Annotated in this window: 29 protein-coding genes and 1 tRNA gene; 18 read left to right on the top strand and 12 right to left on the bottom strand. The window is 69.9% G+C overall.

The annotated features are described in order from the left end of the window. Nucleotides 1-91: 91 nt before the first annotated feature. Entirely contained in the window at nt 92-493 is a 402-nt protein-coding gene (locus tag ACH427_RS24500) for a (2Fe-2S) ferredoxin domain-containing protein (protein ID WP_398872731.1), read from the bottom strand. A gap of 59 nt (nt 494-552) precedes the next feature. Here ACH427_RS24500 and ddaH point away from each other — a divergent pair, with 59 nt between their 5' ends. The 8 genes from ddaH (at nt 553) to ACH427_RS24540 (ending at nt 5651) form a co-directional block, all read left to right on the top strand. After that, nucleotides 553-1326, top strand: coding sequence for a dimethylargininase (ddaH, locus tag ACH427_RS24505; RefSeq protein WP_398872527.1), 774 nt, complete (start codon nt 553-555; stop codon nt 1324-1326). 58 nt (nt 1327-1384) lie between these two features. Continuing rightward, complete coding sequence (locus tag ACH427_RS24510) at nt 1385-1831, top strand: NUDIX domain-containing protein (RefSeq protein WP_398872528.1); 447 nt, start codon at nt 1385-1387, stop codon at nt 1829-1831. Nucleotides 1832-2298: 467 nt separating this feature from the next. Beyond that, on the top strand, nt 2299-2574 hold the full coding sequence (locus ACH427_RS24515; protein ID WP_398872530.1) for a hypothetical protein: 276 nt from the start codon (nt 2299-2301) through the stop codon (nt 2572-2574). Beyond that, entirely contained in the window at nt 2534-3079 is a 546-nt protein-coding gene (locus tag ACH427_RS24520) for a DUF6879 family protein (protein ID WP_398872532.1), read from the top strand. The genes ACH427_RS24515 and ACH427_RS24520 overlap by 41 nt, the downstream gene beginning before the upstream one ends. A gap of 37 nt (nt 3080-3116) precedes the next feature. After that, nucleotides 3117-3968: a helix-turn-helix domain-containing protein gene (locus tag ACH427_RS24525; protein ID WP_398872534.1), complete on the top strand. Its 852-nt coding sequence runs from the start codon at nt 3117-3119 to the stop codon at nt 3966-3968. A gap of 62 nt (nt 3969-4030) precedes the next feature. Next, nucleotides 4031-4318, top strand: a complete 288-nt coding sequence (locus tag ACH427_RS24530; RefSeq protein ID WP_358240389.1) for a hypothetical protein — start codon at nt 4031-4033, stop codon at nt 4316-4318. Nucleotides 4319-4417: 99 nt separating this feature from the next. Next, nucleotides 4418-4903, top strand: a complete 486-nt coding sequence (locus tag ACH427_RS24535; protein ID WP_398872536.1) for a hypothetical protein — start codon at nt 4418-4420, stop codon at nt 4901-4903. An 85-nt stretch (nt 4904-4988) separates the two neighbouring features. Continuing rightward, nucleotides 4989-5651 (top strand): class I SAM-dependent methyltransferase, encoded by a 663-nt coding sequence (locus ACH427_RS24540; protein WP_398872538.1) that lies wholly within the window; start codon nt 4989-4991, stop codon nt 5649-5651. 57 nt (nt 5652-5708) lie between these two features. Here the strand turns inward: ACH427_RS24540 and ACH427_RS24545 are convergent, their stop codons facing one another. The 6 genes from ACH427_RS24545 to ACH427_RS24570 all read right to left on the bottom strand — a co-directional run bounded on the left by ACH427_RS24545 (nt 5709) and on the right by ACH427_RS24570 (nt 10880). Then, nucleotides 5709-7121 (bottom strand): DUF3987 domain-containing protein, encoded by a 1413-nt coding sequence (locus ACH427_RS24545; protein ID WP_398872540.1) that lies wholly within the window; start codon nt 7119-7121, stop codon nt 5709-5711. Nucleotides 7122-7206: 85 nt separating this feature from the next. Next, complete coding sequence (locus tag ACH427_RS24550) at nt 7207-7971, bottom strand: histone-like nucleoid-structuring protein Lsr2 (RefSeq protein ID WP_398872542.1); 765 nt, start codon at nt 7969-7971, stop codon at nt 7207-7209. Between the two features lie 495 nt (nt 7972-8466). Then, complete coding sequence (locus ACH427_RS24555) at nt 8467-9378, bottom strand: hypothetical protein (RefSeq protein WP_398872543.1); 912 nt, start codon at nt 9376-9378, stop codon at nt 8467-8469. A gap of 18 nt (nt 9379-9396) precedes the next feature. Further along, a complete protein-coding gene (locus ACH427_RS24560) occupies nt 9397-9747 on the bottom strand; it encodes a hypothetical protein (RefSeq protein WP_398872545.1) in 351 nt (116 codons plus the stop codon). Between the two features lie 363 nt (nt 9748-10110). Further along, complete coding sequence (locus ACH427_RS24565; protein ID WP_398872547.1) at nt 10111-10314, bottom strand: hypothetical protein; 204 nt, start codon at nt 10312-10314, stop codon at nt 10111-10113. A 395-nt stretch (nt 10315-10709) separates the two neighbouring features. Further along, the gene (locus ACH427_RS24570; protein ID WP_398872549.1) at nt 10710-10880 is read right to left on the bottom strand and encodes a helix-turn-helix domain-containing protein; all 171 of its coding nucleotides are present in this window, start codon (nt 10878-10880) and stop codon (nt 10710-10712) included. Between the two features lie 320 nt (nt 10881-11200). On the opposite strand from ACH427_RS24570, the gene ACH427_RS24575 reads away from it, so the two are divergent. Continuing rightward, the gene (locus tag ACH427_RS24575) at nt 11201-11770 is read left to right on the top strand and encodes a hypothetical protein (RefSeq protein ID WP_398872551.1); all 570 of its coding nucleotides are present in this window, start codon (nt 11201-11203) and stop codon (nt 11768-11770) included. Nucleotides 11771-11774: 4 nt separating this feature from the next. Further along, nucleotides 11775-13046 (top strand): tyrosine-type recombinase/integrase, encoded by a 1272-nt coding sequence (locus ACH427_RS24580; RefSeq protein ID WP_398872553.1) that lies wholly within the window; start codon nt 11775-11777, stop codon nt 13044-13046. 87 nt (nt 13047-13133) lie between these two features. Here ACH427_RS24580 and ACH427_RS24585 read toward each other — a convergent pair. After that, nucleotides 13134-13221, bottom strand: a tRNA-Leu gene (locus ACH427_RS24585). A gap of 227 nt (nt 13222-13448) precedes the next feature. On the opposite strand from ACH427_RS24585, the gene ACH427_RS24590 reads away from it, so the two are divergent. From ACH427_RS24590 to ACH427_RS24600, 3 genes are all read left to right on the top strand, one after another. After that, nucleotides 13449-14783, top strand: a complete 1335-nt coding sequence (locus tag ACH427_RS24590; RefSeq protein WP_398872555.1) for a M20/M25/M40 family metallo-hydrolase — start codon at nt 13449-13451, stop codon at nt 14781-14783. Between the two features lie 130 nt (nt 14784-14913). Beyond that, complete coding sequence (locus tag ACH427_RS24595; RefSeq protein WP_398872557.1) at nt 14914-15147, top strand: chaplin; 234 nt, start codon at nt 14914-14916, stop codon at nt 15145-15147. A 141-nt stretch (nt 15148-15288) separates the two neighbouring features. Continuing rightward, a complete protein-coding gene (locus tag ACH427_RS24600; protein ID WP_398872559.1) occupies nt 15289-16215 on the top strand; it encodes a chaplin in 927 nt (308 codons plus the stop codon). Between the two features lie 73 nt (nt 16216-16288). Here the strand turns inward: ACH427_RS24600 and ACH427_RS24605 are convergent, their stop codons facing one another. Continuing rightward, a complete protein-coding gene (locus ACH427_RS24605; protein WP_398872561.1) occupies nt 16289-16477 on the bottom strand; it encodes a DUF5703 family protein in 189 nt (62 codons plus the stop codon). A 47-nt stretch (nt 16478-16524) separates the two neighbouring features. Between ACH427_RS24605 and ACH427_RS24610 the strand changes: the two genes are divergently transcribed. Then, nucleotides 16525-17241, top strand: a complete 717-nt coding sequence (locus ACH427_RS24610; RefSeq protein WP_398872562.1) for a hypothetical protein — start codon at nt 16525-16527, stop codon at nt 17239-17241. A 62-nt stretch (nt 17242-17303) separates the two neighbouring features. Here the strand turns inward: ACH427_RS24610 and ACH427_RS24615 are convergent, their stop codons facing one another. Further along, nucleotides 17304-20117, bottom strand: a complete 2814-nt coding sequence (locus ACH427_RS24615; protein WP_398872564.1) for a helix-hairpin-helix domain-containing protein — start codon at nt 20115-20117, stop codon at nt 17304-17306. After that, nucleotides 20114-21097: an aldo/keto reductase gene (locus tag ACH427_RS24620; protein WP_398872566.1), complete on the bottom strand. Its 984-nt coding sequence runs from the start codon at nt 21095-21097 to the stop codon at nt 20114-20116. Before ACH427_RS24620 ends, ACH427_RS24615 begins: the two co-directional genes overlap by 4 nt. 161 nt (nt 21098-21258) lie before the next feature. Here ACH427_RS24620 and ACH427_RS24625 point away from each other — a divergent pair, with 161 nt between their 5' ends. Next, entirely contained in the window at nt 21259-22308 is a 1050-nt protein-coding gene (locus ACH427_RS24625) for an LLM class F420-dependent oxidoreductase (protein ID WP_398872733.1), read from the top strand. A gap of 165 nt (nt 22309-22473) precedes the next feature. On the opposite strand, the gene corA is transcribed toward ACH427_RS24625, so the two are convergent. Further along, nucleotides 22474-23457 (bottom strand): magnesium/cobalt transporter CorA, encoded by a 984-nt coding sequence (corA, locus tag ACH427_RS24630; RefSeq protein ID WP_398872568.1) that lies wholly within the window; start codon nt 23455-23457, stop codon nt 22474-22476. Nucleotides 23458-23572: 115 nt separating this feature from the next. Between corA and ACH427_RS24635 the strand changes: the two genes are divergently transcribed. From ACH427_RS24635 to ACH427_RS24645, 3 genes are all read left to right on the top strand, one after another. Continuing rightward, entirely contained in the window at nt 23573-24268 is a 696-nt protein-coding gene (locus tag ACH427_RS24635; protein ID WP_398872570.1) for a histidine phosphatase family protein, read from the top strand. A gap of 139 nt (nt 24269-24407) precedes the next feature. Next, the gene (locus ACH427_RS24640) at nt 24408-24998 is read left to right on the top strand and encodes a DUF3090 domain-containing protein (protein WP_398872572.1); all 591 of its coding nucleotides are present in this window, start codon (nt 24408-24410) and stop codon (nt 24996-24998) included. After that, nucleotides 24962-25789, top strand: a complete 828-nt coding sequence (locus ACH427_RS24645) for an SCO1664 family protein (protein WP_398872574.1) — start codon at nt 24962-24964, stop codon at nt 25787-25789. The genes ACH427_RS24640 and ACH427_RS24645 overlap by 37 nt, the downstream gene beginning before the upstream one ends. Nucleotides 25790-26131: the final 342 nt, after the last annotated feature.

The raw sequence follows: 26131 nt of genomic DNA on the forward strand, positions 1-26131 counted from the left end.
ACAAGCGTGACTACATCTTCCACGGCACCCTGGCCACCGCCGCCATCGTCATCTGGCTCCGCGACCTCGTCAAAGAGCCATCAGACACTACCTAGCCGTCGAGCGCCTTGCCGGCCCGCCACGACGCGGTGAACTCGTAGAGGTCCAGCACCCCCGGCGGGTCGGCCACCCCCGGTCCCCCCGACCGCACCCACGCCGCTATGTCGGCCAGCGCGTCGTCGTCGTTGACCAGGCCCAGCCAGACCGGCCGGCCACCCGCCGCCCGGCCCGCGGCCGACGGCTGCACGACCATCACATTCGCCTGATCGCAGACGTCGAGGCACTCCGACACCCGCACCTGCGCCGCGTCCCCGACGGCCGCCCGCAGCCGGGCCGGCTGCTCCGCGTGGTCCACCCCGGGCACCTTCCGCGGGTCGCCGCAGCAGCAGCCACGGCACACGGTGATCCGGCAGGGAGCGGTTTCCGGGGCGGCGCGACGGGCACGGTTGGAGATCACCAGGCAGATGATACGCACGCCCGTACCGGCTCAACCCCCGTGGAGAGGAAGCCCACATGCCCGGCAGAACCGCCCTGGTCCGCCGCCCCGGCCCGCGCCTCGCCGAGGGCCTGGTCACCCACATCGCACGCACCCCCGTCGACACCGGACTCGCCCTGCGGCAGTGGGACGACTACTGCGGGGCGCTGCGCGACCACGGCTGGCGGACGGTCGAGGTGCCGCCCGCCGACGACTGCCCGGACGCGGTCTTCATCGAGGACGCGATGGTGGTCTTCCGCACCGCCGCCCTCATCGCCCGCTCCGCGGCGCCCTCCCGCCGCCCCGAGACCGCCGGTGCCGAGGAGGCCGCGAAGGCGCTCGGCCTCACCGTCCACCACGTCCGCGCGCCCGGCACGCTCGACGGGGGAGACGTCCTCAAGGTGGGCGACACGGTCTATGCCGGCAGGAGCGGCCGCACGGACGCCGAGGGGATACGCCAACTCCGCGCCGCATTCGAACCGCTGGGCGCGCGCGTGGTGCCCGTACCGGTGGAGAAGGTCCTCCACCTGAAGTCCGCGGTCACCGCCCTGCCCGACGGCACAGTCCTCGGCCACCCGCCCCTCGTGGGCGACTCCTCCCTCTTGTCCCGCTTCCCCCGCTTCCTCCCCGTCCCGGAGGAGTCCGGCTCCCACGTGGTCCTCCTGGGCGGCCCCCACGTCCTCCTCTCGTCGAACGCCCCCCGCACCGCCGCCCTCCTCGCGACCCACGGCCTCCACCCGGTCCCGGTGGACATCACAGAATTCGAGAAACTGGAGGGCTGCGTGACGTGCCTGTCGGTACGGGTGCGCTGACCAGCCGGTCCCGGAGCACGCGAGAGGCCGGTCTTCACGGCCTGAAATACTGATCGGCATGACGCCACAGGAGGAGACGTACGCGCCCGCGAGCCGTGCCGACAGGGGCGCCCCGCTGCTGGTCGTGGCCGCGGCTGTCGTGGAGCAGGGGCGGCTGCTGGTCGTGAGCAAGAAGGCGGCGCCGGAGGTGTTCTACCTCCCGGGCGGGAAGCCTGATCCGGGCGAGACGCCGGCCGAAGCGCTGACCCGGGAACTCGACGAGGAACTCGGAGTCCACCCGGTCGACCCGCGGCTGCTGGCCGACATCGAAGCCCTGGCCGTGCTGGAGAAGGTGCCCATGCGGATGACGGTCTTCACGGCGGGAATCAGTGGTCTTCCCCGCCCGGCAGCCGAACTGGCGGATATGCGGTGGATCGACGCCGACAAACCGGATGTCCAACTGGCTCCGGCCGTGCGGGACCACGTCATACCGCTCCTGAAGCGCGGCGGCCTGCTGGCCGCGTAGGGCTCCGACTGCATGACAACGGCCCCTGGAATCCGCTTGATGCCGGGGGCCTGTCTGCGTGGGGCTGTGCCGCGCCTGCCTCTGGTCCAAGGGCGTAATCGCCGGGCCGCGGGTCACGTGGTGGGTCACGCCACCGCCCGGAAACGCAAAAGACCCCAGATGAACTGGGGTCTCAGCCGGTGTCCGAGGGGGGACTTGAACTCTCCTCTCGGGCACCAGCAAATCAGGGGTCTGACCTGCGGAAACACCAACTCTAGGGGCTTTGCTGCCAGCCTATGGTACCCGGCTTTTCCTGCGGGTTTCGGACCGTTCCTGCCCTCTGTTGGTCACGCGTTGGTCATGTGACCACCGGACAGCCATGGAGTCCAAGGTTGACCAAACCGCTGACACCCGGTACGGGTAGGCGCGACGATGGGTCAGCACCGATCTTGCAAGATCGCGCAACTGACTCGACAGGAGAGACAGCCGTGACTCTAGAGTTCATCGGGATCGACCCTGACACAGAGAAGGACGGCTCGCCCACGGTGTGGGTCGAGGAAGAGACAGCGGACCTGATCTTCCAGGGCGAGAAAGCGGATGCGGTACTGGCTGCTCTGGTGGATGGCCAGAGCTGGGCACCTGACCACTCGGCGGGGATTCCCGCTCACGAGTGGGTCATGCGGATTCCGGCACGCATGGTGCCGATCATCAGGAAGGCGTGTGATGTCGCAGAGCGTAGGGCAGCTGGTAGTTCCGAGCTTTGATGAGCTGCTGGCCAACAGCGCTCACTCAGCGGTGCACCTGGAGATGCGTGATGCCTACGGCGTCGGGGGTGAGTCGTCGGGCTTTGCTCACTGGCTCCGCACCGGGGAGCGGGACAACGACCCGAACTCGGATTACTGGCATGACTGGGTACAGATGATCCGGGCCACCGTAGACCGTGGCGTGGTCATCCGGCGTGCCCGAATCGTCTCGGAGCCGGTGACCGACTACATCCGGTATGAGCATGGAGGCACGAACGTCAACATTGCCTCCGGTGAGCTGGTCCGATGGCTCCCGCGTCGACAGGCGTCTGACATCGCGCTGCCCGGTAACGACTTTTGGGTGTTCGACGGCAAGACTGTGGTGTTCAACCACTTCACCGGGAGCGGGGATTGGGCTGAGCCGCCCAAGGAGCTGCGGACTGAGCCTGATGTGGTGAGGCTGTGCACCTCCGCCTTTGAGGCGGTGTGGGACCGGGCTGTCCCCCACGAGAAGTTCTCTGTCTGACCGTCCTCGCCACAACCGACCACCGGACCACCCGCTCATGTCGCCAGCCTCTGCGTCGTCAAGCGCCCAAGCTGCCCGTAAGGCGCTCGCTGATCGTCTCCAAAACCTCCGCCGGGATGCTCAGCTCAACGGCCGTGAGCTGTCGGCACGTTGCGGGTGGCACCCGGCGAAGACCTCCCGTATCCAAGACGCCAAGGTTGCACCCTCAGAGGCGGACATCAGGGCTTGGTGCGCTGCCTGTGGCGCAGAGGATCAGGTGGCCGACCTGATCGCGATATCCCGTGCCGTTGAGTCCATGTACGTCGAGTGGAAGCGGTTGAAGTCGGCCGGGCTCCGGAGTCTCCAAGATTCCTACGCCGCTCTGTACGAGCAGACGGACCTGTTCCGCTTCTATACCTCCGACGTGATCCCTGGGGTTCTCCAGACGCCCGCCTACGTGCGAGCAATCATGTCCCGGTCGGCCGGAGCAAGCCGCTCCGAGGAAGACCTGGAACAGGCCATCGAAGCCAAGATGGAACGGGCTAACGTTATCCGGCGGGGAACCCACCGGTTCCTGTTCTTGCTCGAAGAGTCGGTGCTGAGATACCAACTCGGAGACGCTGAGGCAATGGCCGGTCAGCTCGGTCACCTCCTCTCCGTGATCTCGTTGCCCCGTGTGAGCTTGGGTGTGATCCCATTCAACGTCAGCCGGACCCTGTGGCCGGTCGAGTCCTTCCGGATCTACGACGAAGCCCGCGTGCAAGTGGAGCTTGTGACCGCAGCGGTCAACGTGACCACCCCGAGCGAAGTCCACGAGTACCTGAACACGTTCGCTGAGCTGCAACGATGTGCCGTGTACGGGCCACACGCACGCAGCTTGATCACAACAGCGATCGCTGCCCTCGGCTAACTGGCCCGCAATTACCTGCAACTTTCTCGCACCAGGTACCGCCCGGTCCCTAGCGTCTCCTCATGGCCACGGACACCGAAGCAGCCGCACAGCAAGCCGATGCCTTCCTGGCTGGCAAGAAGAAAGCCGACGACACCGCGTTCATGTTCGGGCGGGTGCTGGCGGAGATGGGCATCAAGGTCGGAGACCCGGACTCCTGGCCCCAGCTCTTGGGCCGTGCTTCCCTCTCCGGTGAGCCGTCGTTGTTCCTCGGGACCGTGCCTCTGCCCACCGCCCGCAAGCTCATCAACGCGCTGATCTACGCCGAGTCGGCGCAGCGAAGCCAGCGCGACCAGGGCCACGACGCGTAGACCGGCCCTTATTGAAGACTCCCGCCCGGTCGCCTGCATGGCGGTCGGCGGCTGGACGGGGTCCAGCGCACCACCCCGCTCCATCGAGAGAAAGGGAACATGGTGGCAACAGCACTCCAGACGCGGACCCGCGATCCGCGCATCATCCTCAACGCCGTGCAGGAGCGAGTACCGCACCTGGTCAGCGATGTGGGAGTCGAGGACCTGTGGGAGCGTGAGGTTCGTCTTCTGCTGCGTGACAGCGTGGCCGTCCGAAGCCTCGCCGAACGCATCCTCGGACAGGGCATCGCCTACCTGGTCACAGCGATGGAGAACCCCGGCGTGGACATGGGCGTCGGGTACACGGTGGACATTGGAGTCCACCAGCTCATACTCGACACGCCCCTGTACTTCGCCCTGTGCGACGAGTACAACGCCGGGAAGTACAAGCACCACGCGCCGCTGATCGAACGTCGCCGGGATGGCACGGTGATGCGCACGGCGGAGATCATCCACCGGAACGGCTTCGATCTCGATGACGAGCTGTGGCAGGTGGACGCTGCCGAATGCTCGCCGTGTGACAACAAGGTCCCCGACAGCCACTGACGCGGGACTAGAGTGCCCTCGCCCCCGGACTCCGAACGAGGGGCGGGGGCACCCTCTTGCCTGCGCCGACACAGAGGAAACGCCGTTGCCCGCACGACACAACATCGAAAGCGAACGCGAACTCTGGGACACCTTCGCGGAGAGCACCAAGGACAAGGTGTTCGATGCTGATCCCGTCTTCTGCTGGACGCAGTACGCCGGGCACGGGCCGGGCCCCGAACTGCTGGGTGATCCGGGAACCGTCCTGGAGATCGGATGCGGTACCGGGCGGGCGCTGGCCTGCCTCGCGCTGCAAGGCGTGAAGGCAACGGGCGTGGACCTCTCTCCCGTCATGGTCGCGAACACCATTGAACGGTGGGGTCCGTTGGGAGCTCGGTTCGTGTGTGCCGAAGTGCTGGACCACCTGGGCACCACGACGGACACCTACGACGCCGTTTACTCGATCTTCGGGGCAGCCTGGTTCACCGATCCGGCCAAGCTGCTCCCGCTCGTCGCCAAGCGGTTGAATCCGGGTGGCGTGCTCACCTTCTCCCAGCCTCCGGCCATCCCTGGCGCGTACGGGCCACAGGGCATGTACAAGGGAGGGTTTGCGGGCAAGGCCATGTACACGTACCGGTACAGCTACACGCCCCGGAAGTGGGAAAGCCTCCTTCTGCGAGCCGGATTCGAGAAGGCGGAAGTGCGGGTCCTCGACGCTCCCGAGCCTGACCACATCGGGACTTTGATCGCTCGCGCTGTGGTGAGCTGAACCAAAGCAAACCAAGAACGCCCCGGCCATCATGGCCGGGGCGTCTCTGTTGGTTGGTTAGAGAAGTGCTCGGAAGGGGTTGGTGCTGACGAGCGGTTCCAACCGCTTCACCGAGTCCCGCGTCGGCTCCGGGGCCGGAATAGGTGCCGGGCGGTAGGCGTCGAGGTGAAGGACCGTGGCGCGGTTCTCCTCACGCTCCGCGCTGGCCGGCTGCGGCTCTGGGTGGCAGGAACGGGGCCGGTTTCGATCACGGTCCGCGCTCGCCGGCTGGCGGCTGGAGTGATCGGAACTGTCACCGCGGAGTGTGAAAACGGTGGCCGGTCGGCCGGTCTTCCCCGACCGGTCCACGGTGACGGTGATTCCGGGTAGTGCCTTGACCTCAGCGGCCGTCGCTCCGACGTACGGGAGGATCTGAGAGGAGGTTGCCCGGCCGCCGTGCATCTCGATGCGGGCCCGGACCTTGTCGGCGAGGCTGAGCGGCTGGCGCTTCGTCTTCGGGGTGGTGGCGCCCCGGGTGATGCGGACGGCGTCTTGGACGGAGCGGCGTACGAGGGTGAAGGCGGCGAACAGCATGTCGTCCGTGATGGTTTCGGAGCATTCGGAGGCGGAGAGGCAGGCTGCGACCCGAAGGGTTTGTTCGGCCGTGCGCTCGATGAACACGGCCTGCGCTTCGGGCAGGGTCTCGCCCAGGATGCGCGCGTACCGGCGGACGATGCGCCACAGGGGCCGGGCTTCCTCGGCGAGGGTGATCACGCGGGGGCGGGCGGTGGCCCACGTGTAGGCGTGGGACAGCTCCAAGCCGTCCAGCTTCGGCAGGCTGACGCGGTCGTCGTCGAGCATCGGCACTGAGCCGAGCAGGTAGGGCAGGATGCGGTTGTACGAGCCCCCGGCCGCCTCGGTCTCGCCCACGTACTTGGCCCAGTCGGACGGTGTGATGTGTGAGTGGAGGACCATGGCGGGGTCGCGGACTTCCTGGGCCTCTTCCTTGGTGGTGTTGCGCAGCGTTGCCCCGTCCCACGCGGCCCGGAGTTTGGTGGTGAACGACGGGTCGCGCTTGACCCGCTTCAAGACCTCCGTCCACTCCTCTTCGACAACCAGGGTCCGCACGTCCCGACCGTGCTCGGTTTCGGCGGTCGCTTCCTGCTGTTCCCACAGGTGGTGCACCATGCTCGCGCCGGACGTGATGCCGGATGTGGTGTGGGTGGCCAGGAAGCGACCCAGGGGCTTGTCCAGGACGTGAAGCGCGGCCCGCAGTGCGGTTCCCTTGCCCCTGCCCGTCCCGGCTACCAGGGCCGACCACACCAGCACGGGCCGTGCACTGCCTCGGGATGACACCTTGACCGTGCCACCGATGGCGGCCGACCACATCGACAACGCCGCCACATAGACCCCCAGGGCATCAGCTTCAAGGAACGGGGTGATCTTGCGGATGGCCCGGCCGATGGGGCCGTAGAAGACGGGGGTGCTCATGCTTCCTCGATGTCCAGGAGTGGGAGTTGTGCAGGGTGATGTGGGAGGGCGGGCGCACGGGGCGCCCGCCACCATGGCGCGGTACTCAGGCCGCTGCCGCTTCCTCCACGGGTGCGGTCTTGCGGTTGAGCTCGTAGGCGTGCCGTACGTGCATCGGGATGCGCCCCTTCTCCGGCACCGTGAAGCCGTTGTCCCTGGCCCACGAACGAACCAACCTGTTCCGTTCCCGCTCACTCAGCCCCGACCGGCCGACCTTCACCGGCTCCGGAAGCGAGTCGCCACCGGTGAACTCACCAGCCCGCACAGCTGTCTTGAACCGTCCCGGCACGGTCGCGTCCATGCACGGCAGATCGTGTTCCCTCGCGTCAGCGAGCTTCGTGGTATTCCGCTCCGCACCTTCACCGCAGATGATCAGCACGGTGGAGTCATCAGCGCGCCCCACCACCTCGTAGCCGCAGTTGCGCACCGCTTCCCGTGCCTCATCGATCGAGTACCCGGGCACCTCACCACTGACCAGCGCAGACGGACGCTTCGGCTCGTCGCGCTCAACCTCGGTGTCGACGCCGTCCGTTGCTCGGCTGCCCTGGTCGTGCTGCGGCTCGTCGTCGTCCGTTGCAACGCTGATAGTGGGGGCCTGACTCCCACTATCCCGCTCTGCGCCCTCCGCTTCAGCGGGTACCCCCAGGGCGTCCGTCAGGTACCGGCCGAACGTGACGTCGTGTTCCAGGCAGAGGTCCCACGTATGCCTTCCCAGGGTCAGGGTTGCCGTCGCCTCTACCTCGCTCCCGTCGCGCGCTATATGGGCGTCGCAGTAGCTCTTGTGCACGGGAACGAGAACGGTCTTACGCATGGCGCGGGAATCCTTTGATTCGGACTGGCAGGTGAAGTCTCAGTGAGTGGCCGGAGCGCTGCTCTGACGGCTGCCGCATTCGCTGCTGCGGTACTGATCAACATCTTGCCCCATCGCTATAACGGAACAGTAACAGTCGGATTTCTAGACCATTACTCAAAATGGGGGTAATGCCTATTAGAAAAAGAATAGGACCCGCCGCGGGCCCTGTCCTTCGACCGTGTACGGGTATCAAATTTTTTGAGAAGCGAGCCAAAACCGCGACTTCCGCCCTTGACCCTCTATCCCGCGCCAGACGCCAGGTAAAAATTCTTGCGCGTACCCTTGAAGTAGAGCCTCCGTAGGCTCGGAATGGTAAATGGTCACGGCACCGTGTCGCGAAAGCCAGAAAAGGACACCGACTATCGCGCATCGCGCTGGTTCCGATTGCGGCCGATCGGCGGGAGGCGAGGGGGGCGGCTCCAAGAGAACCGCCCCGGACTCACCGTCGACACATTAGGAAGCTGCCACCCATTCCACGGTGGCCTTCACGATTCCCTTCGTAGGCTTGGACTCATCAAAAGTGTTATCCGGCTTCTTGGTGTCCAGCTCGGGGAAGCGGACTACCTTTCCGCCGTACAGGTGGAGGGTGTCGATGTAGTCGGCCCGGTACTTCTCAGACTGGCCCTGACGGAATCCCGTGAACTGCGATGCGTAGGTGGCGAACTCCGAGTGCCCGGCCACGATATCCACGCCCTTGGGCATGGCCGTGGTGCACAGCACCGTGAAGCCCGCCAGACGCGCCACGACACCGTTCGCGGTAACGCCGCTCTCGCCGTACGCGGCAGCATTCGCAATGGCCGGGTGCTCAGCAAGGTGCCGCTTCACGCGGGGCGAGATGACCACGTAACGGCCGCCGGGGACGTCGTTGTCGTCCAGGGCCAGCATCATGTCCAGGATCGCCCCGTACAGCGCCTGAGGGGCGCTGCCCGCCGGGACCTTGACGTTCGGCAGGGGGGTTGCGGCCGAGGTGATCACGTTCGCCATGAACGTGTCCGCCTCCCGTGCCAGGGCCCGGATCATCTGCTGGTTGACGGGCGAGTCGAGGCCGCTCGTGAGCTGCACGCGCTCCGCGTTCTCGACCAGTACCTGAAGGTACTTCGCCTCGGTGACGGGAAGCTTCTGGTCAACGGTCTCCGGCCGCTGGGCGCTCATGCCGTCCGGCAGCTTGTAATCCCCGACCGAGGGCCGCAGAAGCGAGTTGATATGGACCACATCACCCTGCCTGGCGATGGTGCCCTCGTACTTGTTGTTGGAGACCAGCCGGGACGCCCACACCAGCAGCGGGTCAAACTGAGTCAGCAGGTCGGCATCCCAGATTTCCGGGACGAACGTGTGAGTGGCGGGATTCTGGTAGGCGAAGGTCAAGTAGAAGCTCCTGGGCTCTTATCGGTGGCGGACGTCGAGGGGTACGTGGCGGGCGGGGAATGCGCGGCCGTCGCCCTGGCGGCCCATGCCGAGCCTCTGGGCGAATACTGGCTCCTTGGGCCGGAACGGATGGAGAACCTGCGCGATGGCCTCAGCTGACGGCGTGCCGTCCTCGCAGACGAGCTTCGAGAAGTCGAGGTAATCGGCGTACGCATCCGGGACGGTGAAACCGCCCTTCACGGCCTGGGCATACATCTCGACCCTCGCCGTCTCGTACGCGTGCCCGCGGCGGTCCTCGGCCTGGGCGGCATCGGTGGCCTCGGCCGGCTCGGGCTCCGGGGAGGGGGAAACGGTCCGGGGGTCGCTCATGGCGACACCTCCTCAAGATCTAATCAACACAAGAAGCAGAATCGGGAAACGGGCCGCGCTCAAGGCGGCCCCTGCCTCTGTGTCACAACAGGACAACGTAAGAGAAGACAGGTCCCCTACCCCCAAAAAACCGATCAGGGGCAGAGGACCGACTCTCCGTCATCCGCTGTGGTCTCACAGGCAGGTATCCGCAGAGCTGCATTCGAGCACCTTCACGAAATGCTCTGGACTTCAAACAGGCCCGGACTCTCGTCCGCGTCAGAGGACCGCCGCCCAGCGGCCTTGACTCCAAGGGGGATTGAACCTTCCCTCAGTAATAAGGAAAAACGGACGCACCCCTGGACAGGGGCACGCCCGCTCTTCTCACACACCAAGTGTGAAGGGCTTCATGGACTCGATGCGGCCCCGGGTGCACATGACTTCGGAATCCCACCAGGGCCGGGCAGAGCCGATGACCAGGGCGCGGCGCTTGGCAGTCCGGCCCGCCTCGGCCCCTCCCTTGGACTCCCTGGTGTCCAGGAACCAGCGGGCCACAGCACGCCGGTCCTCCACAGTGGAAAACCGCACGTCCGCATGGATGCGCTTTTCGTCCTCCCGGTGCTCATAGGCTCCCGGTGGTGCCGCGAACTGAAGGACATCCTCCACGTAACCCCCGGCGCGCCACGCGATATCGAGAGCGTCAGCCGGGTCGGGCCGCTTCCTCGGCGGTAGCCCCTTGCGCTTCCGGTCGCGGGATGCGGCGCGGTTCTGGTTGTCACGCTTCTGCTTGCACTCCGGGTGCGCCGGATTCGTGGCCGGGTTCCGCCCGCCCTTCCCTCGCGGGCGCTCGAATATCCATGGCTCCCCGCATCCTGCGCAGATCAGACCAGTGGGCTTCACGGCTGCCGTGATGGCTCTCCCCTTGCTCCAGGAACGGAAAAGCCCCCGAGTCGCCTCGGGGGCCGCTTCGTCAGCACAACCAATCAACCGGCCTGCTGGTCAATCCACTTCTCCAGATCGGCAGGACGGCACCGCAGCGCCTGCCCGACCTTCTTGAACGGCAGCGCTTCGCGCCGCCAGTTGCCGTACACCCACGAGCAGGGCTTGCCCAGGTAGTCGGCGACGTCGTCCACGGTCATCAGCTTGTTGATCAAACGCCGCACTCCAGGCCGTCTATGCACTGGGGGTGCCCGCCGTCGAAGCAGCGGGGGCATGCACTTCGCCGGAAGATGAAGCCCTTCCCTTCCGCCCGTCCGTCGGGGTGCGTCGTCTCGATCACGTCAAAGCGGGTCTGCTCGGCGCTCACGTCGTCCTTCCCTGCGCCGGTCCGGTAGGCGGCGGCTCCGCCCCGTTGTCGTCCGGCGTAGCTCCAGCATGCAGCATTCCGAACCTGTTGCACGACGTTCGGGAGTGTGTTGACCGACACAGTTCCGAACATCATGCAGCAGGTTCGGAGACTGCTAATGTCGTCGTCGTGAACACACCTGACGACAACGCGGCGCCTCCCGAGTGGACGCGCCACGGCAATGAACTGGTCTGGCACCGCTCCTACGGACCCTGGCTCGTGACAGCGAGCTGCCCTGTCCACGCCCCCTTCAACGGACCGTCCGAGCTGACGATCCAGCTGGGCATCAGCGGCTCCGACCCGGAGAACGAAATCCATCGCCTCATGGACGAGGCGCAGGAGACAGACGGCATTCCCGCCTCTCTGCTGCGGCAGATCCCGCTTGCGGAGATCAAGGCCCAGGCGCGGGCCGCCCTGGCCGAGCAGGAGGACCGGGCGATGAACGAGCCGTACCCGGTGCCGGAACGCTGCCGCAGTGAAGAGGACTACGCACTGCTGGTTGCCGAGCTGGCGCGCATGCGGGCCACCGGCACAACCGCCCCCCAGGGGGAGCTGGCCGGCCGTTTGGGCATCGGCAAGGCCACCATGTCGGAGCGCATCAAACGATCTAAGGAACTGGGCCTGTGGGACGGGCGCCGTCTCACGGAGAAGGCATCCGCGATTCTCGCCCAGTGGCACGAGGACCAGAGGGGCAAGTAGCACGTTGGCGAAGCGTGGCAATGGGCTCGGCAGCACCCCCGTGGAGATCAAGCGGACGGGGCGGCCGAACACTTGGGGCGTACGAACCCCACTCCATTTCGACAAATCACAGGGGAAGAAGGTCCGCTACTGGATAGGCCGGGAGCTCAAGACCAAGACCGAGGCGGAAAGGGCACTCCGGAAGTGGATCACCGACCACGAGGCCGGGAAGGTCGCGGCCCGGTCGGACATGAAGCTGGGCGAGTGGCTGGACAAGTGGCTGGCGAACCACAGAAAGGAGGGGACAACCGTAGCCGGGTACGAGACGAAGATCCGTCTGCACATCAAGCCGCACATAGGCGGCGTGAAGCTGTGCGAGGTCACGGACGACACCCTGGACGACCTGTACCGCCTGCTGGAGATTGCGCCCTGCCCGACCAACAAGGGCAAGCCGCTCGGCGCCAAGAGCGTCCGGCACGTGCACAACATCCTCTCCGGCGCTCTCGGGGCGGCCGTGCCGAAGCTGATACCGGCCAACCCGGCCTCCACGGCACACCCGCCCACGCAGCGGCAGATCAGAGCCCAGGAGTCGAGGTACCCGACCCTGGATGACGACCAGTCGAGCCGGTTCCTGTCGGCGGTGTGGGAGCCGTGCGGGAACCGGGCCTGCGACGGCGGCCTGACCCATCACTGCCTGCGGGACGCGCCCCTGTGGAGCGTGTACGTCGCCACCGGTGTCCGGCGCAGTGAGGCCCTGGGGATGAAGTGGTCCCTCGTCCGCTGGGACGAGGGAGCCATCGAACTGGGCTGGGTCGTGGTCGAGGAGGGCAATTCCTACCGGCTGCGGAAGCTGACCAAGGACGGCGACGACAACGCCGTCATCTACGTGGATCAGTCCGTGATGAACGTCCTGAAGTGGCAGAAGCAGCGGCAGGACGCCGAGCGGGAACGGCTCGGGGATACGTGGGTGGATCACGACCTGGTGTTCGCCCGGGACGGCTTCAAGCTCTACCGGGGCGAGGCCGGAGGTCCCCAGGACCCGGAGAAGGTCTCCGCCCGTTGGCGGACCCTGCGGACGCGGCTGAAGCTGCCGGATGAGTTCCGCATTCACGACTGGCGGCACAGCAAGGTCACGAACGATCTGGAGGCCGGGGAGAACCCCGTGGAGGTCTCGGCGAACGTCCGGCACCACTCGCCGGGCTACACCATGGCCCGGTACGGGCACTCACGGAAGGACGGAGCGCGGCGCCTGGCCGCCTCCGGAGCGGGCCGGATCGGCCTGTCTGCCCTGGTCTAGGGGCAAGTTTGCTGGGCCGTTGGTCACGTGGTTGGTCACGCCACTGCCCGGGAAAGCAAAAAACCCCAGGTGAACTGGGGTCTCTGCTGGTGTCCGAGGGGGGACTTGAACCCCCACGCCCGATAAAGGGCACTAGCACCTCAAGCTAGCGCGTCTGCCATTCCGCCACCCGGACCAGGTGTTTTGTCTTCCGGGCTGTTCCCCTTCCGACGAGGAAAACAATACCAAAGATCTGGAGTGCTCGATCACGCGGTCGGTGGCGGCGGCCGGGCCGGCGTGACGGGCGTATGTCGGGAGCATTGCGGCCTTGGGCTGCGGAGACGGGAGAGAGAGGATGGCGGAGGACCACGCCGTGGGCCGCCCCGCAGGGGCGGGACGCGGCAGCGAACCAGAGGAGGCAGCGTGAGCGAGTCGAAGCCCGTCGGTAACGGGCCGGGCAGGAGCGCCGAGGACGAGGTCGTCGACCTCTGCCGCGATCTGATCCGCATCGACACCAGCAATTACGGCGACCACTCCGGGCCGGGCGAGCGCGCCGCCGCCGAGTACGTCGCGGAGAAGCTGGCCGAGGTCGGGCTGGAGCCGCAGATCTTCGAGTCCCACAAGGGGCGGGCCTCGACCGTGGCCCGGATCGAGGGCGAGGACCCGTCGCGGCCCGCCCTGCTCATCCATGGCCACACCGACGTCGTGCCGGCGAACGCCGAGGACTGGACCCACCACCCCTTCGCGGGCGAGATCGCGGACGGCTGCCTGTGGGGGCGCGGCGCGGTCGACATGAAGGACATGGACGCGATGACGCTCGCGGTCGTCCGCGACCGCATGCGCTCCGGGCGCAAGCCGCCGCGCGACGTCGTGGTCGCCTTCCTCGCCGACGAGGAGGCGGGCGGGGTGTACGGCGCCCGCTATCTGGTGGACAAGCACCCGGGGCTCTTCGAAGGGGTCACCGAGGCGATCAGCGAGGTCGGCGGCTTCTCCTTCACGGTCAACGAGAACCTGCGCCTCTATCTCGTCGAGACCGCCCAGAAGGGCATGCACTGGATGCGGCTCACCGTGGACGGGACCGCGGGGCACGGCTCGATGACCAACACCGACAACGCGATCACGGAGCTGTGCGAGGCGGTCGGGCGGCTGGGGCGGCACGAGTTCCCGGTCCGGGTGACCAAGACCGTGCGGTCCTTCCTCGACGAGCTGTCCGACGCCCTCGGCACCCCGCTCGACCCGGATGACATGGAGACCACGCTGGTCAAGCTCGGCGGCATCGCCAAGATGATCGGCACCACCCTGCGGAACACCGCGGCCCCGACGATGCTCGGCGCGGGCTACAAGGTCAACGTGATCCCGGGCCAGGCCACCGCGCACGTCGACGGGCGCTTCCTGCCGGGGTACGAGGAGGAGTTCCTCGCCGACCTCGACCGGATCCTCGGGCCGCGGGTCAAGCGCGAGGACGTGCACGCGGACAAGGCGCTGGAGACGACCTTCGACGGCGACCTGGTCGACGCCATGCAGAAGGCCCTGCGGGCCGAGGACCCGATCGCGCGCGCGGTGCCGTACATGCTCTCGGGCGGCACCGACGCCAAGTCGTTCGACGACCTCGGTATCCGCGGATTCGGCTTCGCTCCGCTCCAGCTGCCGCCGGAGCTGGATTTCGCCGGGATGTTCCACGGTGTGGACGAGCGGGTGCCGGTGGAAGGGCTGAAATTCGGGGCACGGGTGCTCGACCGGTTCCTCGACGAGAGCTGAAACCTCGTAAATCTGTGCTGAGTTAACCGAAAAGTGTGAACGATCATAGGGTTGCGTAGCCCGATTACCTCCTCGTCGTTACAGGTGTGCGGTCCGCGGCTGGGACCGCATTGCCAACAAGGAGGATCCAATGCTCAAGAAGGTTGCCGCCGCTGCGGCTGCCACCGGTGGTCTCGTGCTCGCGGGCGCGGGCATCGCCGCCGCCGACTCGGGTGCCCAGGGCGCCGCGGTGAACTCGCCCGGTGTTGTCGCCGGCAACGTGATCCAGGCGCCCATCGAGGTTCCGGTGAACGTCTGTGGCAACTCCATCAACATCGTCGGGCTGCTGAACCCCACCTTTGGCAACACGTGCGTCAACGAGTGACGTTGTGCCTCAACCCGTAAGGGTGTGAAGGCGGCTCCGGAGTGTGCGCCTCGCGCTGCTCCGGAGCCGCTGGACTTTCGCGCGTGGGTATCCATCCCGTGCGCATCCCGCAAGAAGGTCTAGAGAGGCAGTACAGAACTCATGCGACACGTGACCAAAAAGAGCCTGATCACGGTGGCGGCCGCGACCGGCGTCATCGCCATGACCGGTGGCATCGCCACCGCGGACTCCGGCGCCCGCGGTGCCGCGGTGAACTCCCCGGGCGTCGCGTCCGGCAACACCGTCCAGGTCCCCGTGCACGTCCCGATCAACGCCTGCGGCAACACCGTGACGGTGATCGGGGCCCTCAACCCCGCCGTGGGCAACCACTGCTTCAACAGCGGTGGCGGCCACGTCCACCAGGGTCACGGAGGCGGCCACGGTGACCACGACCACGGCAAGGGTGAGCACGGCGGCCACGGTGGCGCGGGTGCGCAGGGCGCCAGTGTCGGTTCGCCCGGCGTGATCTCCGGGAACACCGCGCAGGTGCCGGTGGAGGTGCCGGTCAACGCCTGTGGCAACAGCGTCAACGTCGTCGGTGTCGGCAACTCCGCCACCGGCAACGACTGCGTCAACAATGGTGGTCACGACCACCACGGGGGCGACAACGGCGGGGAGCACAGGCCGCCGCACAAGCCGGGCAAGCCGGGGGAGCACCAGCCCCCCTGCGACGAGGACCACGACCACGGCCACAAGCCGGGCGACCACCACCCCGGCGACCACAAGCCGGGCGACCACAAGCCCGGTGACCACAAGCCGGGCGACCACGGTCCGGCCCAGCACCCGGCCGGTCACCAGCCGGCCGACGTGCACCCGGCGCACCTCGCCCCGGCCGTCCACCCGGCCGCCGCGGTGAAGCCCGCGCGCCAGGAGGCCGGCGTCCTCGACGTCGCCGCCGCCCCGGTGACCAAGGCCGCCCAGCTCGCGCACACCGGCGCGGGCCAGCTCGGCATGGCCGGTGCCGCCAGCGCCGGTCTGCTGCTCGGTGGTGCGGTGCTCTACCGCCGCGCCCGCGCCGCGCAGAACTGATCCGGACACACAGGGCTGACTGCGTCAGCACGGAGCGGGCCCCGCGGTCGCGGGGCCCGCTCCGTTCGTGCTGTCACCAGGTCGCGCGCAGCTGGCGGATGATCCGACGGCGCAGCCGCACCTTGCGGCTGCCGTCGGGATTGAGACGCAGTCGGTCCAACTCCCAGTGTCCGTACTCGGCGTGGTCGGTCAGCAAGCGTGTGGCCGCCCCTCGGGAGACACCCCTCGGCACATACACATCGCAGAATTCGTATTCCGGCATCGCATCTATTGTGCGGGAACCGGCCCGGTGCGGATAGCGTCTGCACTATGTCTGATGCTGCGCAGCCATCCGCTGCCGAGGTACGCGCCGCCGCCGAGGCGGTCAAAGCCGCGCTGGACCGTCACCTCGACGCCGTCGAACGCCGGTCGGGGGAGGACGACCCGGCCGTCTACGCCGCGTTCAACGAGCTGGCCGCGACAGCCGAGGCGTACGACGAGCTGCTCTACGACGTCTATGACGAGGTCACGCCCTTCGAGATCCCGGGCGACGACACCCTGCCGGCCTATGCCGGGCCGGAGGAGCCGAGCGCGCTGAGCGTCCTGATCCGCCGGGACTACGCGGTGGTCGAGCCCCCGCGGCTGCTCGCTCAGGCCCAGCGGGTCGCCGACCTGGACCCCGACGTCGAACCGGACACGGGCGCCCCCGGCAGCACGGCGGGCGTCGTCGGCAGCAGTGTGCACGCCGCCCTCGGCGTGCTGTTCGGGGAGTACGAACCGGACGAGATCGCCTCGCGGCACAAGGAGTTCGGCTTGGAGGAAGGTGACTCCACGCTCTGGGTCGCCGCGGCCGACAGCCCCGCCGAGCCGGGGGACTGGCTGGCCGCCCCCTTCGACCAGGCGGACCCCCAGCGGGTCATCTGCCGCTTCGACGTCAGCGCCGTCTTCGACGAGGAGGCGGACCCGGACGAGGACGGCCTGGACGACGACACCTTCGACGACGAGGACGGGGCCGTACGGGGCGGGGGGAGCGCCTCCGGGCGCTGATCCGCGGAGATCCACGGGTGCCGTACGGGGCCGGCGCGCCGAGCCCCGTACGGCGTGCCGGGTCAGCCGGACTGGTGCTGGGCCCGGAGCAGGGACTTCAGCCGCGTCGTCCGCTCCTTCGCCGGGACCTCGGCCACGGCGCGCGGCAGCGCCTGGTCGACCCCCTGCACGACCGACAGGTGGCGCTCCGCCCTGCCGAAGGCCGTATAGACCCACGACCGCGTCAGCGTCCGCGCGGCGTCGCCCGGCAGCACGACCACGGCCGCGGGCCAGCGCAGGCCGGCCGCCTGGTGGGCGGTGACGGCCCAGCCGTGCCGCACGGCCCCGCCGACGAGCTCCTTCGGCACGACCACGGGCGTGCCCGCGCAGTCCAGGCGCAGCCCTTCCGCGTCCGCGGAGAGCACGGTGCCGGGGATCATGCGGCCGGGTGCCGGGACGTACGCCACCCGGTCGCCCGGGTCGAAGCCGCCGAACCGGCCGGGGCCGGGGTTCAGCCGCTCCTTCAGCGCCGCGTTGAGCGCGCGCGTGCCCGCGGGGCCGCCGTGGCCCGGGGTGATGACCTGGGTCTGCTCGGCGGGCACGCCGATCGCCCTGGGGACGGAGTCCGCGACGAGCTGGACCGTGCGGTGCACGGCCTCGCCCGGATCCCGGACCGGGACGATCACGACCTCCTTGCCGGGGGCGTCCACCTTGGTCAACTCGCCGATGCCGATGCCCGACACCAGCTCCCCGAGCGGGCCCGGGTCCGGGGTACGCGAGACGACGGTGGGGCAGGCGTGGGCGGCCACCACATCGGCGAACACCCTGCCCGGCCCGGCCGACCGGAGCACGCCCGGGTCGCCGCTCAGCACCAGCCGGGTGCCGTCCGCCAGGGACTCCACGAGCACGGCCGCCGTCTCGACATCGAGCTGCGGGGCGTCCAGGACGGCGAGCACATCGAGGGCGAGCGAGCCGTCGGCGTCGCGACCGGGGCCCTCCAGGCCGGACAGCAGGCCGGTGAGGGTCACCGCTCCGGTCCCGTCGAGGGCCTCCGCCCGCCGGCCGCCCTCGGCGTGCACGGCGATCCAGGCGCGCAGCCCGACGGCGCGCGCCGCGCCGACCAGCGCGGCGACCTCGGCACGCGAGGCTTCCCCACCGCTGTGCGTCACCAGCCCGGCCCCGGCGACGGCCTGGATCAACTCCTTGGCCGAGGCGGGCGCCGAGGCGTCCGTGGCCGCCTCGGCGAGGGCCGCCCAGGGGTCGGCCGCGCCTGCACGGCTGCCGCCGTGGGCGTCGCCTTCGGCGGTCGCCCGGCCATCGGCCGTTCCGTCATCCGCCGCGGTGGCGTCGGCTCCGGCGGCTCGGCTGAGGGGCTCGGCTCCGGTCGTGCTGCCAGTGGCGTCGGTCTCTGCTCCCGCCGTGTCGTCGGCGGGCTCCGCCCCTTCCGCGCCGGTCATGGCCTCGTCCGCGCCCGCTCCGGCTGTGCCGCTGCCTGACTCGGCGCCGGTCGCGCCGGGCTCGGTTGTGGCGCGATCGGCGTGGGCAACTGCTCCGGCCGTGCCGCCGTCGGCTTCGGCTCCGCCGCCACCGGTCGTGCCGTCCCCGGCTTCTGCTCCGGAGGTGCTGTCGGCTGCTCCCGCTCCGGCCGTGCCGCCGTCGGCTCCGGCCGCGTTGCCATCGGTCGCGCCGGCGGCGGTCTCCGCTCCGGCCGTCCCGCCGTTCGCCGTGTCGCCGTCGCCGTCGCCGTCGCCGTCGCCGTCGCCGTCGCCGTCGCCGTCGCCGTCGCCCTCGGCTTCGGTGCCCGCCGTGCCGCCAACTGCCGTGCCGGCCTCGGCCCTCGCTCCGGCCGTGCCGGCGTCTGCCTCGGCCGCAGCTGTACCGCCACCGGCCGGGTGGCCATCCGCCGTACCGCCGGTCTCGGGCTCCGCGCCATCACCCGCCGTGTCGTCGGCGGGCTCCGCCCCCTCCGCGCCGGTCCGCGCCATGAACGTGCTGATCAGCCGCGCCAGGCCGTCAGCCAGGCTTTCCTCCGCCATCGCGTAGCGGTCCAGGCCCAGGAGCAGGCGGACCGGGGTTTCCTGCTCCTCGCCGTCCTCCGTGGCCCGTGTGCCCCGGGCGCCGGTGGCCGGGGACTCCAGCGCTTCCTGGAAGACCAGCACCGCGCCCTCGGCGATGGCGCTCTGGAGTGCCTCGTCCGGGTCGGGGACCGCGTGCCGGGCGAGGGCCTCGCGCAGGGCCGGCGCCTCCAGCACCGTGTGCCCTTCGAGCGCGGCGCGCTCCAGCAGCCAGCCGGTCAGAGCGGCGGCACGGCGCTCGTCGCCGGGGCCGCACTCCGGGCCCAGCAGTGCCCGCGCGAAGCCGTCGGCCTGCTCGGGGCGCACGCCCGGCACGGCCAGCAGCTGCCAGGGGTCGTCGCGCAGGAGCGCGCCCGCCTGCTCGCCCAGCGTCTCGACCGCTCGCACGGCGAGCTGCTCCGGGGCGCCCCCGGCGGCGAGCACTTCCCGAACGCCGCCGAGCCCCTCGGCGAGCGCCGCGTCCGACAGCGGGCGGCGCGGGGCGGCGACGGCGGGGCCCGCCGTGGGCGCGTCCGCGCGCGGGGCGGAGGGCTTGCGGGCCGCGGGAGCCGGACGGCTCCGCTCGTTGAAATACGAGGCGGCCGACCGCTCGCCGCTCTCCACGGCCCGCACGGCGGCGGCCAGTGCCTCGGCCACGGCCGACCGCTTCCCGGACCCGGCGGGGTCCTGGGCATCGGCGCCTTCCGTGCCGCCCGCGCCCGCCGGAGCCTCCGCCGGGACCGCCTCGGCCGGGACCGCGTCGGGTGACGGTGCGCCACGGAACCCCTGGGGCTCGTCGTCCCCCTGGGGGGCCGGCGGGACGGGGCGGCGGTCGGTGCTCACAGGGTGCTCCAGTCCTGATCGGGGTAGCGGTGCACAGGGGCCGACACATCGTCGAGCGCCTGGCAGATCTCGTCCGGAAGCGTAAGGGCTTCCACTGACAATGCCGCTCTGAGCTGCTGCTCGTTGCGCGCGCCGATGATCGGGGCGACCACTCCGGGCCGGTCCCGCACCCAGGCCAGGGCCACCTTCAGGGACGTCGTGGCGAGCCCGTCAGCCGCCGTGGCGACGGCGTCGACGACGCGGCCCGCGGGCTCGTCGAGATACGGGGCGACGAAGGGGGCCAGGTGCTCGGACGCGCCCCGGGAGTCGGCCGGGGTCGCGTGGCGGTACTTCCCCGTGAGCACGCCGCGGCCGAGCGGCGAGGACGGCAGGATCCCGATGCCCAGGTCGAGCGCGGCGGGCAGCACCTCGCGCTCGATGCCCCGCTGGAGCAGCGAATACTCCATCTGCGTGCTGGCCAGCCGGGTCCGCACACCGGGCGCGGCCAGCTGCCAGGTGGCCGCCTTGGCGAGCTGCCAGCCGCAGAAGTTGGAGACTCCGGCGTAACGGGCGCGGCCGCTGCTGACGGCCATGTCGAGCGCCTGGAGGGTCTCCTCGAGCGGGGTGTGCGGGTCGAAGGCGTGGACCTGCCACAGGTCGACGTAATCCGTGCCGAGCCGCTCCAGGGAGGCGTCGAGCGCGGCGAGGAGATGGCCCCGCGAGCCGTCGAACCGCCGGTCGGTGTCGAGGACGCTGCCGGACTTCGTCGCGATGACCAGGTCGCGCCGCGGCACCAGATCCTCCAGCAGCCGGCCGAGCAGATACTCGGCGCCGCCGTCCGCGTAGACGTCCGCGGTGTCGACGAGCGTGCCGCCCGCCTCCCAGAACGTCTTGAGCTGATCGGCGGCATCCGGCTCGCCGGTATCCCGCCCCCAGGTGAGCGTGCCCAGCCCGATCCGGGATACCCGCAGGCCCGTGCGGCCCAGCTGCCTTTGCTCCATGAGCGCTGAGGTTACTGGCCGCGGCGCGCCCCGTGTCCGCCTGTGGACAACTCCCGGCGGCGGCCTGTGGACAACTCGCCGATGACGTACCCCTGGTCGGCGCGCTACGCTCGCCGGAACAGCGACGTTACTGATGGGTAAGGGGACCGGTTATGAGTCGTATGAGGCTCGGGATCAACCTCGGCTACTGGGGAGCCGGGATGGACGCCGACAACCTCGAGGTCGCCCGTGAGGCCGACCGCCTCGGCTACGCGGTCTGCTGGGCCGCCGAGGCGTACGGCTCCGACGCGCCCACCGTCCTGTCCTGGGTCGCGGCGCAGACCGAGCGGATCGACATCGGTTCGGCGATCTTCCAGATCCCGGCCCGTACGCCCACGATGACCGCGATGACCGCGGCCACCCTCGACTCGCTCTCCGGCGGCCGCTTCCGGCTCGGCCTCGGCGTGTCCGGCCCGCAGGTCTCCGAGGGCTGGTACGGCGTGAAGTTCGACAAGCCGCTCGCCCGGACCCGCGAATACGTCGACATCGTCCGCAAGGCCATGTCCCGCGAGCGCGTCACCCACGACGGTGAGCACTGGACGCTCCCGCTCCCCGGCGGCCCCGGCAAGCCGATCAAGCTGACCGTCCACCCCGTGCGCGAGCGCATCCCGCTCTACATCGCCGCCATCGGCCCCAAGAACCTCGAACAGACCGGTGAGATCGCCGACGGCGCCCTCGTCGTCTTCTTCGCGCCCGAGCACGCCGAGGAGACCACCCTGGGCGCCCTGCGCGCGGGCCGCGCCAGGATCGGCAAGGACCTCGACGGCTTCGACCTGGCCCCGACCGTACCGATGGCCGTGGGCGACGACGTCAACGCCCTGGCCGACCTCTTCCGCCCCTACACCGCCCTCTATGTCGGCGGCATGGGCAGCGCCAAGCAGAACTTCTACAACAAGCTGGCCCAGCGCATGGGTTACGAGAAGGCCGCCGCCGAGATCCAGGAGAAGTACCTCTCCGGGGACAAGCAGGGCGCCGCCGCGGCCGTCCCGCGCGAGCTGATCGACTCCACCACCCTGCTCGGGCCCGTGGAGCGCGTGGCCGACCGGATGCAGGCGTACGCCGACGCCGGGGTGACCACTCTCTCGCTGGCCCCCGCGGGCTTCACCCTGGACGAGCGGATCGCGAGCCTGCGCGCGGGCGTGACCGCCCTGGAGCGCGCCGGGCTGGCGTAGCGGGGGGTTCCTCGGATCGGGTCTACGGCCGTGGTGGGGGCTCGGGGTGTCTTCCCCGCCACGGCCGGTACAGAACACAACGCCCGTACGGCCGAGGGGTTACGCCTCGCGGCGAGCTTTGCCGCACCTTCGACACGCCGGGCGGCGTGCGTGCCGTGCCCTGGGTCAGAGCCACCCGCGCCGCTTGAAGTAGCGGTGCAGCCAGAAGACCAGACCCGCCATCAGCACGACCGCCGCCGGGTACCCCCAGGGCTGCCGCAGTTCCGGCATGTCGTGGAAGTTCATGCCGTAGATGCCGGCGATCATCGTCGGGACCGCCGCCATCGCCGCCCACGCGGAGATCTTGCGCATGTCGTCGTTCTGCTGGACGCCCACCTGTGCCAGGTGCGCGGACAGTATGTCGGTGAGCAGCCGGTCCAGGCCGTCCACGTACTCGTTCGCCCGCGTGAGGTGGTCGCTCACGTCGCGGAAGAACGGACGCGAAGGCTCCGGCACAAAGGGCACGCCCGCGCCCGTCAGCCGTGCCATCGGCTCCGTCAGGGGCCCCGACGCCCGCCGGAACTCCATGACCTGGCGCTTGAACGCATAGATCCGCGACGCCGTGTTCTTGGAGTCCTTGCCCACCGGGGCGAAGACCTCCGTCTCCAGCTCCTCCAGGTCCGCCTGGAGCTCCGTCGCCACGTCGATGTACTGGTCCACGATCGCGTCGCTCACCGCGTACAGCACCGCCGCGGGCCCGTGCCGGAGCACCTCCGGCTCCTGCTCCAGCCGGTGGCGCACCTCGGCCAGCGGGCTGCCCTCGCCGTGCCGCACGGTCACCACGAAGGAGTCGCCGAGGAAGAGCATCAGCTCGCTGGTGGTGACGGTGTCCGCGTCGTCGTCGTAGGTGACGGGCTTGAGCACGACGAACAGGGAGTCCTCGTAGACCTCCAGCTTCGGCCGCTGATGGGCCTTCAAGGCGTCCTCGACGGCCAGCGGGTGCAGCCCGAACTCGCTGGTCACCAGCTCGAACTCCTTCTCCGTGGGCTCGTGCAGCCCGATCCAGAGGAAGGAGTGGCCCTCCGCCCGCGCCTCGTCGAGCGCGTCGGAGAAGTCGGCGGGCCCCTCGGTGCGGCGTCCGTCACGGTAGATAGCGCAGTCCACGATCACGCGTGCATTGTGCCGTTGTCCACCCCCGGAACACCAAGCCCGTCCGGGGACAGGGAGTCCACGGCCCGACAGGACGGGCAGCGACCCCCGCCGCCCACCGCCTAAGGTGAACGGCATGCCCACGCTGATCCTGCTCCGGCACGGCCGGTCCACCGCCAACACCGGCGGAGTCCTCGCAGGGTGGACCCCCGGCGTCGCCCTGGACGAGCGCGGCGCCGCCCAGGCCGCCGCCCTGCCCGCCCGGCTCGCGCAACTCCCGCTCGCCGCCGCCGTCTCCAGCCCGCTCCAGCGCTGCCGGGAGACCCTCGCACCGCTGCTCGCCGCCCGGCCCGCGCTGCCCGTGCACACCGACGACCGGATCGGCGAGTGCCACTACGGCGACTGGTCCGGCCGCAAGATCGCCGAACTCACCGAGGAACCCCTCTGGGAGGTCGTCCAGCGGCACCCCTCCGCCGCGGCCTTCCCCGGCGGCGAGTCCGTACGCGCCATGCAGGCACGCGCCCTCGACGCCGTGCGGGAGTGGAACGCCCGGATCGAGGAGGAGCACGGCCCCGAGGCCGTCTACCTCATGTGCTCGCACGGCGACATCATCAAGTCCCTCGTCGCCGACGCCCTCGGCACCCACCTCGACCTCTTCCAGCGGATCGCCGTCGACCCCTGCTCCGTCACGGCCATCCGCTACACCCGGCTGCGCCCCTTCCTGGTGCGCCTCGGCGACACCGGCGACCTGCGCAACCTCGCCCCCGCCGAGGAGGCGCCCGCGGTGCCCGGCGCCGACGGCGTCGTAGGGGGCGGGGCGGGAGCACCGTGATCGCCGTGCGCAGTAGGGTGGTGGCGCGGCCCCGGCCGCCGTTCCACCCGTGATCAGCGCACGGAAGGCCGGCCCCCAGCCGTTTCCGCCGGCCACCTGAGACCACCAGCCGACCCCCCGAACCAAAGGGAGCAGGACGTTGTCCCGTCAGGTGTTCCTCTATGACCCGCCGGACCGTTTCGTCGCCGGTACGGTCGGGCTGCCGGGCCGCCGCACTTTCTTCCTCCAGGCCACCGCGGCCGGCCGGACCACCAGCGTCGCCCTGGAGAAGGCGCAGGTGGAGGCGCTCGCCGAGCGCATCGACGAGCTGCTGGACGAGGTCGTCCGGCGCACCGGCGGCAATGCCCCGGTGCCCGCCGTGGCACCCACCGAGATCAGCGACACCGCGCCGCTGGAGTCCCCCGTCGAGGAGGAGTTCCGCGTCGGCACCATGGCCCTGGCCTGGGACGGCGAGGGCCAGCGGATGATCGTGGAGGCCCAGGCGCTCGTCGAGCTGGACGCGGACACCGACGAGGACCTGGCCGAGGCCGAGGAGCGGCTGCTCCAGGACGAGGCGAACGGCCCGCCCATGCTGCGCGTACGGCTCACCGGCGCCATGGCCCGCGCGTTCGCCAAGCGCGCCCTGGAGGTCGTCAACGCCGGCCGCCCGCCCTGCCCCCTGTGCAGCCTGCCGCTCGACCCGGAGGGACACGTATGTCCGCGCCAGAACGGATACCGCCGCGGAGCGTGACCCCGCACGAGCTGCTCACCCTGGGCGAGCTCACGGTGCGCGGCCGGGTCCGCGAGGCGTCCAACGCCGTCCTCTACTGCACGGTCGAGTACGAGGGCGTGAGCGCCGCCTGTGTCTACAAACCGGTCGCCGGGGAGCGCCCCCTGTGGGACTTCCCCGACGGCACGCTCGCCCAGCGCGAGGTCGCGGCGTACGAGCTCTCCGAGGCCATGGGGTGGGGGCTGGTCCCGCCCACCGTGCTGCGCGACGGCCCGTACGGCGAGGGCATGGTCCAGCTGTGGGTCGAGGCGTCCGAGGACGAGGCCGACGGCCGGCTCCTGGCTCTCGTCGACGGCGAGGAGCCCGGGCAGGGCTGGAAGGCCGTGGGCTTCGCCGACGTGGGGGAGGAGCGCACCGCGCTGCTCGTGCACGCCGACGACGAGCGGCTGCGCCGCCTCGCCGTGCTCGACGCGGTGATCAACAACGGTGACCGCAAGGGCGGCCACCTGCTGCCCGCCGCCGACGGCCGGCTCTACGCCATCGACCACGGCGTGACCTTCAACGCCGACGACAAGCTGCGCACGCTGCTGTGGGGCTGGGCGGGCGAGCCGCTGCCCGAGGAGGCGATCGAGGCGCTACGGCGACTTTCGGCCGATCTGGCCGACGGAAGCCCCTTGGCCGTGCGCCTCGCCGAACTGATCACCCCCGCGGAGATCGCCGCGCTGCGCGAGCGGGTCGCCGACCTGCTGCGCACGGGACGGCACCGCGAGCCGAGCGGGCAGTGGCCGGCCATCCCCTGGCCGCCGGTGTAACCGGCCCGGATCCCCGGCCGGGGGCCGGTCCGCGCCCGCGGCGGGCTTCTTTTCCCGCCCCGCCCCTTCCCGGACTGAGGGAGCCCGCAGCCCCCGCCGACCGCGCCGGCGCGCGGTGTCCTCAAACGCCGGACGGGCTGGATCGCACGGGCCGTGGGCTCGTAAAGCTACGGGCCACGGTCCGCACGATCAGCCCGTCCGGCGTCCGAGGACGTGCCCGAAGGGCGCCCCCGCCGCAGGCCGCGACGGACCCGCGCCCGAAGACCGGCTCACACCGAAGGCACAGCGCGGCGCCCCGCGCAAGACAGCTGATTCGGCCAACAGCCGGATCCGGTTCGTATC

The sequence above is a fragment of the Streptomyces sp. NPDC020379 genome (assembly GCF_044387105.1).
Taxonomy (GTDB): Bacteria; Actinomycetota; Actinomycetes; order Streptomycetales; family Streptomycetaceae; genus Streptomyces.